The following is a 13451-nucleotide window of genomic DNA, read 5'->3' as shown; positions in this document are numbered from 1 at the left end:
AAAAGCTGTTTATTCATACAAATTGTACAAACAGAACAGCCTTTTAATTTTAGAATTGGCAGTACTTTTATAAGATACTCCATTTACTTAAGTTTGTCTATTTAAAATCTCTTCAGCCTTTTGATGTATACCTAAATCGGCTTTCATAATAGATGAGCTGGTTACTTTAATATTTATGCTATGTGTATCGATATTTGAAGCGTTATTCAACCAATCTTCCATTTTATATTTGCCCTTAGATTGATTAATCGTTCTTAAGGTTACAGACACATTTTCCAGGCAGTTAACGACTTCTGCAATTTCACTATTGGTTAATCGATCCCGATACTCCATAAACACAGCTTCAGCAGAACGGATGTGCTCATAATCGTAACGATCGCCACCTCTCAAGGTTTCTCCAGTATAACAATCTGTATAAAGTGCTAAACCATCTCCTCCTCTAATCAAGGCTTGTTTTTGCATTTGTGCTTTGACTTTGGTGAATAATTGGTCGATTTCTGTACGGTGGTATGGACGGTTTGGATTTTGCATATTATTATATCTTAGTTTGTAGGGTTAAAACAACACATCTACGAAAATAGTTTCTTTCTGATTTGTTGAGATATTACTAATAATTTTAAAACTTGCCTATTTGAACCACTATAAGCATGTTGTCGGATATTATCTAATAAAAGGAAATACAAATCTATTTTTTCTGATAACACTTCATTCTCTATCGTAATAAGACTCAAATCCATATCCTTATAAATAGAATTAAAAGTATTTTCTTCCATATCAATTAAGCCTAATAAATTCAGTTGTGTCATTTAAGTTAATAAATTTAAAATTAGTTCCTCATCCACTTTATGTAATTCCTTTAAGTCTTCTAGTATCTCCTTTGAATTATCCAAATATCCTTTTTGAACTTTTTCCATTTTAATATTTAAATCTTCAATAAAAGTCTTTATTTCGTTGTTATTTTTTTTAGAAATGGAAATAAAATCATTTAATTTACTTGGAAATTCTTCAAGTGATGAATTAAAGCCTCTAAAAGATTTCTTCATATTTACTACAGAAATGTCAAAATTACTAAAAGAAGTAATTACAGTTTCCTTAAAATTAATTTGATCATTTGATAAATTTTCAATTAATACGTTATGGTTTTTTTCAAAACTATTCACAAACTCCATGAGCATGTCAAGGTTTCTTTTATAAGCAATATTATTATCATTAATTGAAATAATATTTGAGGTAAAAATTTCTTGAGTCTGATTTATGCTCTTTTGGTTAGCTATATTAGCTTCTTTTATTTCTTTTCCTAATAGATGATTAATACTATTTAAAATAAATTCTTGTTTACCAAACGATTCATCTATTTTACCTATCAATCTGTCATTAGAATTGGAGAAACTATTTATAGTTTGATTTCCTAAATCAAGGATAGATTCTATCATCTTACTTTCCAAGACCATAAGCTGTGCACTATTGGTTTTAGCTATTTCATAAAAGGATTGAATAGAACTTTTAATATCGTTGTTAAGTGCTTTTGTTTGTATATTAAGAGAATCAAGAACTTTTTTATGTGATAATGAATTTTCTTCCTTCAAAGAATTTATAACATTACTCGTATCAATAGAACTTTGTTTTAAAATGTTTTCCAAACTAATTTGGTATGCTTTTAAAGAATTTACAGCTAAATCTCTTTCTTCTTTCGTTTTTTCACCCTGTAAATAAAAAAATATTGCTATAAATAATGACGGTGCTATTCCCCAATAAAATTGTCCATTTGCAATAATATTAAATAGAGGTATAGTAAATGAGCCAATAGCTATAAATATTAAAATTGATAATACGTTATTGTTTTTCATTATTCCAGTAATTTATTTCATTTTTATTATGACTATATACTTTATCCGCTAATACTTTTGAAGTTTTAATCAAATTATTTCTTTTATTATTTTTAAAAAAATCAATGAAGTTTTTAGCTAATAAAAAGCTATCTTTTTTTATCAATTTCTTAAGATTTTCAATACTGTTTTTTCTTTGGAAACTAATTAAGTCTAATAATTCGATATTGTCGAAAACTCCATTGTAAATTTTTGTAGACAATTCATTAACGTGAAATTTATTAGTTTTATACTCTAAACGTATCTCAATTATAATATTTTCGAAATCTAAGTCAAACATTTCTTTCATTAATGTATTGTTTTTAATCAAAGAATTTACTGATTTCAAATGTCTTAGATGTCTTAGCAAACGAAAAGAGCCTTTCCTAGATATAATTTGTTTTAAATTATTATGAGAAAGTTTTGAATTTATTTTAAATATTTCATTCTTATTAATTAAAGATTCATAATTAGTTACAGCCTCTTCCATTGCTTGAGGCAGCCCAACTATATCTGTTGAGCTAAATTGCCTTGTTCCATAAACTATACCAACTGATAATGGAATAAGATTTTCAATTAGGTTTTCATTTAAATTAGTTATAAAATCTAATGTATCAGATTGTTGAAAAGGAAAGGCATCATACACAACAACTTTCCTGATTCTATGAATTACAGAATTAATTTGGTAATGATCAGAAATATTAATAAAACTTTTATATCCTTCTTTATTTAAAGAAACAAAAATAAAATTCACCAATTTAAATGGTATATGTATATTTATTTCTCCTTCCTTAACTATGCTCCTTTCAGATTTCAGACAATAAACCTTATTCTTATTTATTACTTGACTTTCTTCATCAATAAAACTATCAAATAAGGATAATCCAACATCTTCAGAAAGAGAAATACAGAGAAAAAAATCTCCTTGTGTATTGCTCAACTTCAAATTTTCCATATTAAAAACATCTTTTAAAGAGCAGAAACTAGATTATCATATTCTTTTTCAAAACTTTTAACACTATCCATATTATTTTTCTTGCCTTCCAAAGTTTTAGATAATGCTGTTTTTACTGCATTTAATTTATCCATTGACATTTGATTTGTTGCTATTTTCATATCATTGGTGATATCTTTAAGTAATACGGAACTTTGTGACAATATTTGTTTTTCAAAATCACTTAAACTGGATTCTAATTTTTCGTTTACTACAATTTTAGCTTGTTCTTTTGACTTAACTGTAGCTTCAGAATATAATTTAACTTTTTCTTTTTGTAAACGTAACTCTAACTCTTGATTACTTTTTAAAATCAATTCTTTTTCTTTTCTTATTCTTGCATCATTACTTTCAAAAAGTCCATTCTTATTCATTTCTTCAAGCGTCCGATTACGAACCACATTTAAGTGATGATCTATAGCCCTTCTTCTTTGCGAAAATTGTTGTTCATGTTCATTATCAAGTTTCATAGTTATAGGATCAATTGAATCACCTAATTTTTCTCCCCAATGAGAAAAAGAAAGCATAGATAATGTCTTTGTTATACCTGATAACACCTTATTATGTCCATCTTTACTCATTCCTTTTGTTACTAATTCTCCAATTTTAGTTTCATCCTTAAACTTGTCCGTTTTAGAAGCAATTGTCATAATCTTAGAACCACCATTTAAAACCGTAGAACCAACCTTTAACCCTGTTTTAGTAAGTATATTAGTGATTTTTCCAGCTTTGGATGTCATTTTAGCAACTTTACTTCCTTTAGAAGCCATAGCTGCTGCTTTAATCCCTAGAGCAGATCCCGCTTTTGCAAAACCTGAAGCTGGAATAAATAATGCTGCCAAATCCAATACATCTCCAACAGTTTTTAATACACTTCCTGCATTACCTCCTTCTGTAATATAAACAGGTTCATAAGACTCATTCAATTCAATTTTCTGATTATTTAATTGCAACTGAACTTCATTCATTTCAATTAAAGTAGATTCAAGTTTTTGTTTATTTACACCTATTTCCTTTAGCTCCACTGATTTCACAGTTAGTAAATGTTCTATCTCAGATTTTTTTTGATAAAATACCTCAAGTTTTCTGGAATTCTCTTCAGATTTTTTTACATAGGTATCTAAGTTGAAATCTAAATCTATTTCTAAATTTTCATTTCCCAAAGCCGTCTTTAATTCCGTGAAACATGAGTTAAATTTTTCGGCTGAATTTTCAGTAAATTTATTAACTTTTTGCTTTGCAGATTCAATCATTAGATCTTGTGCTAAATCAAATGATTCTTCAAATTTAATCTTTAAAAATTCTTGACATTTTTCAAGATTAATATGTTCCAAATTACAAGCTGATTCAAAATTTAAAAGTTCAGTTTGAGTTATTTTTTTAATATCGTGTTTTAATTCAGACATTAATTCTGGAATTATTGAAGCAATCTCTTTTTCAGAGATTAAAACTTCACGCTCAATAGTACGAATTTGGTATTCTAAACTTTGTTGTTTCTTTTCAATTTCCTGAATACTACTATGTGATAAAGTTTCTAATAATTCCTTTTTATCATTCAATTTAAAACGTAATGTCTCCTTCATTATAATCAATCTGTCTTCTAGAGAATTAATATAAAAGGATTGAGTATTCTTAGATATGGTTTCCGAAATATATAATTCTAATTTTGAAAAATAATTTTCCCATTCAGGTTTCTTTCCAATTACAGGATGATTACTTATAGGGAAATAGACTAATTCCTTACCCTCCAGTTTTGTTAAGATATTTTTATCGGTCGATAAAGCTTGTTCAATTGTTTCTTCTTGCAATTTTAAATCATCTAATTTGGTTCTAACAAACAAAAATTTAATTCCAATTTTCTTTAATTTTTCTATTAATTTTAAATCTTCTGAAGTAACTGATTTTCCAAAAACATAAATAATATATTGTGATTCATCTAAAACTGATTCAGTAAGAGAAATATGGTTATTAATTAGTGTATTCACACCAGGTGTGTCAAGTAAAACTAAACCATTTTCGAGCATAGGATGCTTAAGTGTAACATGAATGCTTTCAATACTATTAGTTCTAACTTCAGATTCTTGTTGATCTAAAATTAATAAATCTTTTAATTCTATTTTTTCAATAGTACCATCTTTGTATAAGAGCTCTGCGCCGTTCTCACCATATTTTATATACGTTATATATGCTGTCGTTTCTATGCTTTTAACAGGTAAAATTATTTGTCCTAATAATTTATTAATTAATTGTGATTTTCCTGCCGAAAATTGTCCTACGACAGGTAAATAATATTCATTATTTTGAAGACGCTGTAAAAAAGATTCTAAAACAATTTTAGCACCATTATCCTCTATATTTTCAGCTACCTTAATACAATTCTCTAATTCTGTGGTTATATTTGTATTCATTGTAATTTATTAAATAATTAATTTGCCATTTTTATAACATCTGTTTCTTCACTCTCTAACTCAGAAGATATTTCGATTGCTATACCCAGAAGTTTTTTAATACTACTTATTTCAGTTTGAGTATTAGAAATAATAATTGTTTTCTCCTCTACCGAAGACGAAAGTTGTTTTTTCTTTAATTCTAGTTCTTTTTTCTTAAGACTTATAAGTTCATTAAGATTATTTGAAACGACTATTATAACTTCTTTAGTAAATTCTTCTTTTTTTGATTTTATAAATTTGTTTATTGAAATTGTCGCATCTTTTTGTGTTTCATCAATTAAATCTTCAACCTTAATTATAGCATTTCGAAGAATAGTCTTACCTTCTTTAAGCATATTTAGTTTAAATTCTTCACGTTTTTTTTGAATTTCTTCCTCTTTTTTTTCTTTTCTTCTTTCTAATTGTTTCAGTAAAATTTCTAATTCTACTGATGATTCGTTTTTCTCGAGTTTCGCAATTTTAGATTCTATTTCTTCTTTAATACGTTTCTCTTCATCAGCTTTTCTTTTTTTCTCTTGGTCATAGTATTTTTGAGCAGAATCATCTACTACCTCTTCTGTATAAGTTTTTTGACCAGAAACTAAAATTCCCCATAAACCACCTATAAGACCTCTTCTATATTTCTCTTTAGTAACTGTTCGCCTATCTACATCAGGACGAAGTTCTTGGTTATTATTACTTCCTATTTTTTCTCTTTTAAAATCAAGATCCGCAATCTGTCTTTCAGAAAAGATAGCTTTACCCTTGTTAATTTCAGTACTTTCCATTTCATCATCTAACCTTTCTATTTCAGCTTCTTTTTGCTTTAACTCTTCAGTATGTTCTTCTAAACCAAATTTTGTTTCAAATACTTTACTATCTAAAGAAAGTGTTTTATTTCCATCAAGCTGTACCTTGGATAGTGGCAATTTCTTTTCTATTTCACCTGCCATTTCCGAAAAATTATCTCGAATTATATCTTTAAAATCATTTATAAAATCAGTATATCTATGCTCATACTGAAACAGTAAATCTGAATTTAATTTTGTAATATAACGTTCATAATTTATTTCTAATTCTTCTAAATCCTCTTGATTTTCTAATTTAGCTATGTATTTATCTTTAGTTTCTGTGGAATCACTTTTAACACCTCGTTCAAAGTCACGAACTAAAAGCTCAACTTGTTTATAAATTTTATCCTCTTCATTTGCTAAGTTTTTACCTATTTCCGAAATTTCTTTTTCTAAAGTGATAATATGATTTTCTACTTCTTCAGTATCTGTAGCCCTTTCTAACTCCGATATTAGTTGCTCTGCTTTTTGTTTTTTTACAAGTAACATACTTTTAACATGATAAACGGGTGATAAAAGTTCCGCTTTTGCTTTTTCTCCTTGAGTCAAAAACCTCAATAAACGGTTTTCAAAATCTTCAATTCTTGATTTTTTCAATAAATCATTACGCTCTTCATTGGAACGTTCCAACTTATTTAGATATTCAAGACTTTCGTTATTTCTAGATACCAAAGCAGCAAAGGCAGAAATAGGCCAAATTTCTGGAAGTTTTTTGTTTGGAAACTGACTCTGAAATGATGTTTTTAATTTATTAATAACGTCGGCTACAGTCTGCTCACTTTCATTAACACTATCTATACGGTTTAAAACAATAATTATGTTTTTACATTTAGATTTTAAATGACTTAGAAACTCAAAATCTGATTTAGATCCAGGTTGTACTGCTGAAAACATAAATATCGCAGCGTGAGATTTTTCGATCTGTGACTCTGTAACTTCTTTGTGTCCTCCAGCTACACCATTTAGACCTGGACTATCTACTAAAGTAACACCATCTTCTAAAAATTTGGAATCTAAAAATAAATCTACCCTACTTATTTTTTCAGCTACATTGTCTCCTTTTGTACTTACAAAATTCTCAATAGTTTCAAAAGAAGCTTCTGGATATGTTTTTTCTGTATTATCTTTATAATAAACCCGTACACCTTCTCCCGAAAGTGCTTGATTCTTATGTTTTAAAAAATTTACAGTTGCTGTAGTTTCTGAGCTCGTTGATGGCAAATATTTATTCCCCATCATAGCGTTCAAAAAAGTCGATTTTCCCGCGCTAAATTCACCTACCACCACTATTGAAAAATTACCTTTTTCAACTTGTTCATGTAAATTTATACAAGATTCAGCTTGATCTTCACTTTCATATTTTTGTAAAAATGTTGCCGTTTTACCTAATAATTCAAGCACATTATTTTTTTTATCTAGATAAGACTTTCTGTATTGATTCATTATTTTTATTTAAATACGTTTATATTTATCTACTACTAACTTGAGAAACACTTCTTAATTTAAAAAAGCTAAAATATTTTTTTCAAAATTCACTTTTTCTTTTTTTAGTATATTTATGTTTTTCTCTAATCCTTGCACTTCATTAATACTACCTTTACCCTGAATATTTAACAGAATAGTTTGTAATTTAGCTTCATATTCCTTCACCTTCTGATCGTAATATTTCATATTCACATCTTCAAGTAATTTAATATTTTTAGCTATATTAATCCTTGATATTTCACGTAATTCGCAATAAATATTTCCAGATGGAGGCATTAAAACTTTAATTATATTTTCGTTAATTTCTTTTTTTTGATTCCTTATAAACTCGTTTTTCGCATTTGTTTTATAAAACTCTACGTCTGTTTTAACTCTATCTAATTTCTTTTGATAAGTTTCTTTTCTTCTTTGTAATGCAGTGATTTCATTGCTTTTAGTATTCAAACCAGTTTCAATATTTCTCATTCCATTATTAATTTTATCAATGCTTTCAATTAATATTTTCTCGTTATTTGATGCATCTATAATAATTTGATTGAACTTTTTAGTCCATTTATTAACATTTGTATTGCTATATTTATTTTCCTCAACTGTTTTTTTTCCAATTACAGGTTGAAAGAACAAACCTAAAATACTAGTTCTATCCTTTTCTACTTTTACAACTTTTTTTTGAGGGTAAGGTTTTGCGCCTAGTTCTTTTTTAGCTCTAGCTGTAGCCTCTTTAATTTTAATAATTTCTTTATTTTTTTTAGATATTTCTATATCAGCTTGAATCTTTTTATTTTGTAATTCATTTTGTTCTTTCTCATAAACAGAAGATTTACTTTCAAATTCATTATTTAACTCAATCAAGACTTTATTCAATATATTTTTATCTGACTCTAGTTTAACATCTGTTAAAACAATTTCTGAAGAGGATACAAATTTTAAATTTCCTTTTTCACCAACTTCAATCATCGGAATATATTCATGAATATGGTCTTGTATTATTGTATTAATCACTGTAAGTTTATCTTGTAAAATAACAGTTAATTTATTCTGGAATATTTGTATTTCAGATCGAATCATATTATTATATTTATGATTCACTTTTTTTTCTAATGTTTCTAAAGTCTCTTTGTCAACCTCTAATTTAATTTGGCTTCTGATTTTTTCAAGTCCTAGCTTTATAATTGCAACTGTACTCTTCTCTAAATCGCCTTGTTGAGCATGCAAATGCGTTTTAACCTTTTCTTTATTCCTTATTGTTTTCTCATTAATATGATCCAGTTTTTTAGATATTAACCCAAGCTCTGCTTTATTAATTTTAGCTTCTGATATTTCTTTTTTCCCTTCAAATAAATTATATAAATCAGAAATTAACGTATATAGTTTTTGGGCAATGGAATTATAAAACGTTTTAAGCCGTTCTCCACTATTTATATAAGAATATAGATCAATTTCTAAAGGACCCATTAATGATTTCGAATATAATTCACTCCTTTTTTCGAGAGAAATTTCTGTTTGATTAATGTTGTTATATAAACTTGTAATTGAATGATCTTTTGAAACTAAACCAAGTAACGCCGAAACACCATACACCTTAGCATTATTTGGCTTACCATTATAAACAAGTTCATTAATTTGTTTTTTGAATTCTGTCAATTTAGACTTCTCAGATTCCCCTTCATGTTTTTTTATTTCATCAAAGAAATTCATTACATAAAAAATTGACTTTTGATAATTACTAATTTCCTTAACATAAGCTAAATCACTTTCTCCAAACCCTCTTAAATGGAATAAACACAAGCTAGCATGTGCATTTTGAATTTCTCTAATAGCAATTTCTCTATGACCTTTAGCTGTACCATTGGATCCAGGTGTATCAATCAAAACTACATTTTCCGTAATTCCCTTAAAAGTAGTATATAAATGAACAGATTGAACTTCCTTTACTACATCCAATTCTCTTGAAATTGTAGATACAAATTCATTTAAAGCATTCTTATTTTCTTTAAAAGATATTATTGTTTTTTCCTTAGAAGAATCGTTATAATGTACAACAGCTTTATCACAATATTCATGAGTATTAACTACGTTATGTACATAGGTTATTGTAGCTGTAGTTTCATTTACACCTTTAGGTAAAATATCTTTACCTATTAAACAATTTAAAAAAGTAGATTTACCACTACTAAATTCTCCCACAACAGTAATTCTAAACTCTTTGTTTAATAAATTTTCTTTTATATTTTGAAGTTGAGTTTTATAGTAAAGAAACGAAGGGTCTGCTAGAAAAGGATATTTTTCTATTTTATTTATTTGATTAAGAAATATTTCATCTGGATTTTTTAAACTCATATTTATGGAAAATTAGTATCACTCTCTAAAATATTTGAGAAAGTTATCTTAATTAAATGATAGGTTATTTACAAGATTAAAGTTCCTCAATATTAAAATACCCAGGATTCAAATAACCTTCAGGCTTAAAATCTATACCATGCATTCTTAGAAATGCTTTATGAACTTTTTCTACTTCGTCGAATGGGTTTAACATCATGCATGTAACTTGAACAAAAAGGCCTGCTCCTACATACTCTCCTTGCACGCTAAGTGCTTGTTTGGTTGTAATTTTAAATGTTGGCATTTAGTTAGATTTTAGGTTAACACCCTATTAATTACATATATTTCAGATGAAATACACATAATGTAGGATTTTTAATAAACCAAATTTAGTGACCAAACAGACAAAATGCGTCCATTTCAAACAAGGTGTAAGAAAAAAGTGAATTTTAAGTTAAATAATAATTGGATAGAGTTAATAAAATTGAAATTAATTATAATACTCCGAAATTTGTTTTAATGTCAATTTCATATCGGCAACGACATGCGAAGGTGATATAATTTTTACCCACCTATTAAACTTTAAGATTTGCATAAAAAACTCGTAAGTCGGTTCTACATAAATTTTAATTTCACCCCAAATGCGCTCATCTGCATAGTTTAAATCTTGAGTATCCAAATCTAATGGTCGAGCGACTATAACCTGTGAATGATGCATCGGATTACTTTCTAAATACTTAAAGTGGTGATTTGCTACTTTTATATGAATCCATTCGGCTTGCAAATCGGAGTTTAAAATACCTATAGAATTTTTAAAGTACTCAGCTTCATTAAATGTAATAGGATGTTTACAAATCCTATTCGTTATAAATAAACCATTTATTCTACTATCTAAACACAACGAGTATATGCCTACTTCAGAATTATAAGCGATGAGATACCAAGCATTATTAATTTCCTTTATATGCAGTGGTTGGAACATATTTTTAACTTTTTGAAATCGATTATCGTCGTACCAACCTTTATAATCAATTTCTATCATATACTTACAATCTATGGCATTAATTAACGCCACCATATCAACATACACACTTAACGATGTACGTGAAATACTCACAAATTGTTTCCATGCTTGTGCATGATGATGCAATAAATAAAGTTCAGTTTTTTCGAATACCTCCTTTAGTTCATCAGACATTATAAAATCTTGTTCCAAAATATAATATCCCCTATTTCGCTTAAGTTTTATATCAATATGATGAAACGATTTAATATCGGCTAAGTCTCGTTTAATCGTTTTTTTACTATTAGACTCAAGTTTTTCGTATAGTTTATCCTCTATGTTTTTTTCAACAATTAACTTTAATGCACGTTTTAATTCTTCGTAACTCACATACGGTCTGGAAAGTCCATATAATTCTGGATCTTTAATAATACGCAATACATAATAACGGCGAAGGAATTCTGAAGTCATAAATAGGTCTTAGAACTAGCCAAAATAATAAAATTAGTGGCAAACTTCTTTAAACAAGAGTATTTTATATATTTGAGACTTATTATATAGGTATGCCCATTGCTTTCAGCAGAAAAGATTTAAATTCTACCGCTTGGTTTTCACTTGAAAAAGGTATTCAACTCTTTGCTGGGGTTTTTATTATTCCCAAAATATTTAATGTTTTAGGAACCATAGATATAGGAAAATTACATTTTGTTGAGGCGCTTTTAGGCATGTTTTCTCCTGTTTTTTTCTTAGGACTTTCAGCTATTTCTATTCGCGAAATGGTGTTAAAACCTAATGATTCTGAAAAAATTATGGCAACCACAATGGGTATGCGTTTAATTAGTTGTATTATATTAAGCATAAGTGTTTTGGGCTATTTAATATTCACAAATAACACAACATTATTCGGCTTATACTTTATTCTACTCTTTAGTTATTTATTCCGATTAACCGATGTTTTTGAATTGTATTTCTTGGCAAAAAAACAAGCTAAATTTATTTTTATATGTAAAATTACTAGTCTTGCCATTATCATATTACTTCAATATTACGGCGTAAAACATAATTTGGATGTCTTGTTTTTTGCTAAAGTATTGGCCTTAGATTTTCTTATACAAGGTGCTATATATGGCGTGTTACTTATGCTAAACAAAGGGTTTTCCTTTAAAAAATTATCGATTTCAATACCATTAGGAAAACAACTATTAATCATGGCTTTTCCATTAATTATATCTAGTGCTTTGGTGATGGTATATATAGGTATAGACGAACTTTTTTTAAAATACTATTATAACGACCATGCCAATGGTGTTTTTGGAAGTGTTCAATACCTGGTTATCGGATTAAGTTGGACCATAGGTTTTGCTATTATAAATGCACTGTATCCTTCGTTAGCAGAATCGTACACTGAAGACAGACAAACTTATATTACAAAATTAAGACAATTAGCTTTAGGCATGATTATTCTTGGTATTAGCATCGGATTGTTTTATACCGTTTTTGGAAACAGCATTTTAAACACCTATTTCTCTAATCAATATGCCGATGCGAAATCTGCATTACGTATTTTTTGCTGGGCACCATTATTTGTGTTTATGGGTATGTTATACGAAAAGCATTTACTAACAACCAAGCAGTTACAACATGAGGTTTATAGATTCTCTTTAGGATGTATTTCTAACCTAATTCTTTGTTATTATTTAATTCCGTTATACTATATAAATGGTGCAGCTATGGCTGTTTTAATCAGTCACTTTATAACAAACATTATATATCCTTTTTTACAACTAACAATAAAAAAACGATCTATTTATATCTTAAAATTTAAATAAACAATGAACTTACTCTTTCTGGCTCTTGCTCCTATTGTTGTCATTATAGTTTATATATACAATAAAGATAAATATGAGAAAGAACCTAAAATGTTTCTATTTTACAACTTTCTGCTTGGGGCATTTGTAAGTATTTTTATTACAACAATATTGTCTTTGGTTTTTAACTATCACGTGCCGTTAAAAGAATCTAACGTTGTTCAGTTATTTATAAAAGCCTTTTTTGTTGTTGCATTTACAGAAGAATTTAGCAAATATATTATTGTTCGTTATTTTGCACAACCCAATAAGGCATTTAACGAACCATTTGATGGTATTATGTATGCCGTTATGGTTTCAATGGGGTTTGCTGCTACCGAAAATATTTTTTATGTACTTGACGGCGGTGTTCGTTCTGGAGTTTTAAGAGCATTTACAGCTGTTCCTGCTCATGCAAGTTTTGCTATACTTATGGGCTATTTTATGGGAAAAGCGAAATTTTCGAACAACAGAATTACATATAATTTATTAGGATTATTACTTGCCATGGTGTTTCACGGAAGTTACGATTTCTTTCTCTTTATCGATTTTGTGCCAGGGATTTGGGTTGGTGCCTTTGTCTCTCTAGGGATAGGAATTGTATTAGCAAGAAAAGCAATAAAAAAACACCAAGAGAAATCATATTTTAAATAAT

Annotated in this window: 11 protein-coding genes; 2 read left to right on the top strand and 9 right to left on the bottom strand. The window is 27.9% G+C overall.

Annotation, left to right across the window (positions count from 1 at the left end; genetic code table 11):
• Nucleotides 1–87: 87 nt before the first annotated feature.
• The 9 genes from R6X41_RS07150 to R6X41_RS07110 form a co-directional block, all read right to left on the bottom strand.
• Nucleotides 88–531 carry a hypothetical protein gene (locus tag R6X41_RS07150; protein WP_318498801.1) on the bottom strand — a complete coding sequence of 148 codons (444 nt, stop codon included), beginning with the start codon at nt 529–531 and terminating at the stop codon, nt 88–90.
• 38 nt (nt 532–569) lie between these two features.
• Entirely contained in the window at nt 570–806 is a 237-nt protein-coding gene (locus R6X41_RS07145; protein WP_318498799.1) for a hypothetical protein, read from the bottom strand.
• Complete coding sequence (locus tag R6X41_RS07140; protein WP_318498798.1) at nt 807–1847, bottom strand: hypothetical protein; 1041 nt, start codon at nt 1845–1847, stop codon at nt 807–809.
• Complete coding sequence (locus R6X41_RS07135; protein WP_318498796.1) at nt 1834–2820, bottom strand: hypothetical protein; 987 nt, start codon at nt 2818–2820, stop codon at nt 1834–1836. The genes R6X41_RS07140 and R6X41_RS07135 overlap by 14 nt, the downstream gene beginning before the upstream one ends.
• A 14-nt stretch (nt 2821–2834) precedes the next feature.
• Nucleotides 2835–5267 (bottom strand): dynamin family protein, encoded by a 2433-nt coding sequence (locus R6X41_RS07130; RefSeq protein ID WP_318498794.1) that lies wholly within the window; start codon nt 5265–5267, stop codon nt 2835–2837.
• Nucleotides 5268–5284: 17 nt separating this feature from the next.
• Entirely contained in the window at nt 5285–7582 is a 2298-nt protein-coding gene (locus R6X41_RS07125; protein WP_318498793.1) for a dynamin family protein, read from the bottom strand.
• 54 nt (nt 7583–7636) lie between these two features.
• Nucleotides 7637–9964: a dynamin family protein gene (locus tag R6X41_RS07120; protein WP_318498791.1), complete on the bottom strand. Its 2328-nt coding sequence runs from the start codon at nt 9962–9964 to the stop codon at nt 7637–7639.
• 76 nt (nt 9965–10040) lie between these two features.
• Nucleotides 10041–10250, bottom strand: coding sequence for a DUF6140 family protein (locus tag R6X41_RS07115; protein ID WP_318498789.1), 210 nt, complete (start codon nt 10248–10250; stop codon nt 10041–10043).
• Nucleotides 10251–10436: 186 nt separating this feature from the next.
• Nucleotides 10437–11420, bottom strand: coding sequence for a helix-turn-helix transcriptional regulator (locus R6X41_RS07110; RefSeq protein WP_318498787.1), 984 nt, complete (start codon nt 11418–11420; stop codon nt 10437–10439).
• 92 nt (nt 11421–11512) lie between these two features.
• On the opposite strand from R6X41_RS07110, the gene R6X41_RS07105 reads away from it, so the two are divergent.
• Both R6X41_RS07105 and R6X41_RS07100 read left to right on the top strand, forming a co-directional pair.
• Nucleotides 11513–12778 carry an oligosaccharide flippase family protein gene (locus tag R6X41_RS07105; protein ID WP_318498786.1) on the top strand — a complete coding sequence of 422 codons (1266 nt, stop codon included), beginning with the start codon at nt 11513–11515 and terminating at the stop codon, nt 12776–12778.
• A 3-nt stretch (nt 12779–12781) separates the two neighbouring features.
• On the top strand, nt 12782–13450 hold the full coding sequence (locus R6X41_RS07100; RefSeq protein ID WP_318498784.1) for a PrsW family intramembrane metalloprotease: 669 nt from the start codon (nt 12782–12784) through the stop codon (nt 13448–13450).
• The last annotated feature ends 1 nt before the right edge of the window (nt 13451 follow it).

It is taken from the genome of Formosa sejongensis, assembly GCF_033447105.1.
GTDB lineage: Bacteria > Bacteroidota > Bacteroidia > Flavobacteriales > Flavobacteriaceae > Formosa.
This window is presented reverse-complemented; position numbering and strand designations above follow the sequence as displayed.

What these genes read in the sequence shown, in the direction of transcription:
- R6X41_RS07150 (WP_318498801.1), bottom strand. Translation starts at nt 531, where the DNA reads ATGCAAAATCCAAACCGTCCATACCACCGTACAGAAATCGACCAATTA.
- R6X41_RS07120 (WP_318498791.1), bottom strand. Translation starts at nt 9,964, where the DNA reads ATGAGTTTAAAAAATCCAGATGAAATATTTCTTAATCAAATAAATAAA.
- R6X41_RS07125 (WP_318498793.1), bottom strand. Translation starts at nt 7,582, where the DNA reads ATGAATCAATACAGAAAGTCTTATCTAGATAAAAAAAATAATGTGCTT.
- R6X41_RS07115 (WP_318498789.1), bottom strand. Translation starts at nt 10,250, where the DNA reads ATGCCAACATTTAAAATTACAACCAAACAAGCACTTAGCGTGCAAGGA.
- R6X41_RS07135 (WP_318498796.1), bottom strand. Translation starts at nt 2,820, where the DNA reads ATGGAAAATTTGAAGTTGAGCAATACACAAGGAGATTTTTTTCTCTGT.
- R6X41_RS07105 (WP_318498786.1), top strand. Translation starts at nt 11,513, where the DNA reads ATGCCCATTGCTTTCAGCAGAAAAGATTTAAATTCTACCGCTTGGTTT.
- R6X41_RS07110 (WP_318498787.1), bottom strand. Translation starts at nt 11,420, where the DNA reads ATGACTTCAGAATTCCTTCGCCGTTATTATGTATTGCGTATTATTAAA.
- R6X41_RS07130 (WP_318498794.1), bottom strand. Translation starts at nt 5,267, where the DNA reads ATGAATACAAATATAACCACAGAATTAGAGAATTGTATTAAGGTAGCT.
- R6X41_RS07140 (WP_318498798.1), bottom strand. Translation starts at nt 1,847, where the DNA reads ATGAAAAACAATAACGTATTATCAATTTTAATATTTATAGCTATTGGC.
- R6X41_RS07145 (WP_318498799.1), bottom strand. Translation starts at nt 806, where the DNA reads ATGACACAACTGAATTTATTAGGCTTAATTGATATGGAAGAAAATACT.
- R6X41_RS07100 (WP_318498784.1), top strand. Translation starts at nt 12,782, where the DNA reads ATGAACTTACTCTTTCTGGCTCTTGCTCCTATTGTTGTCATTATAGTT.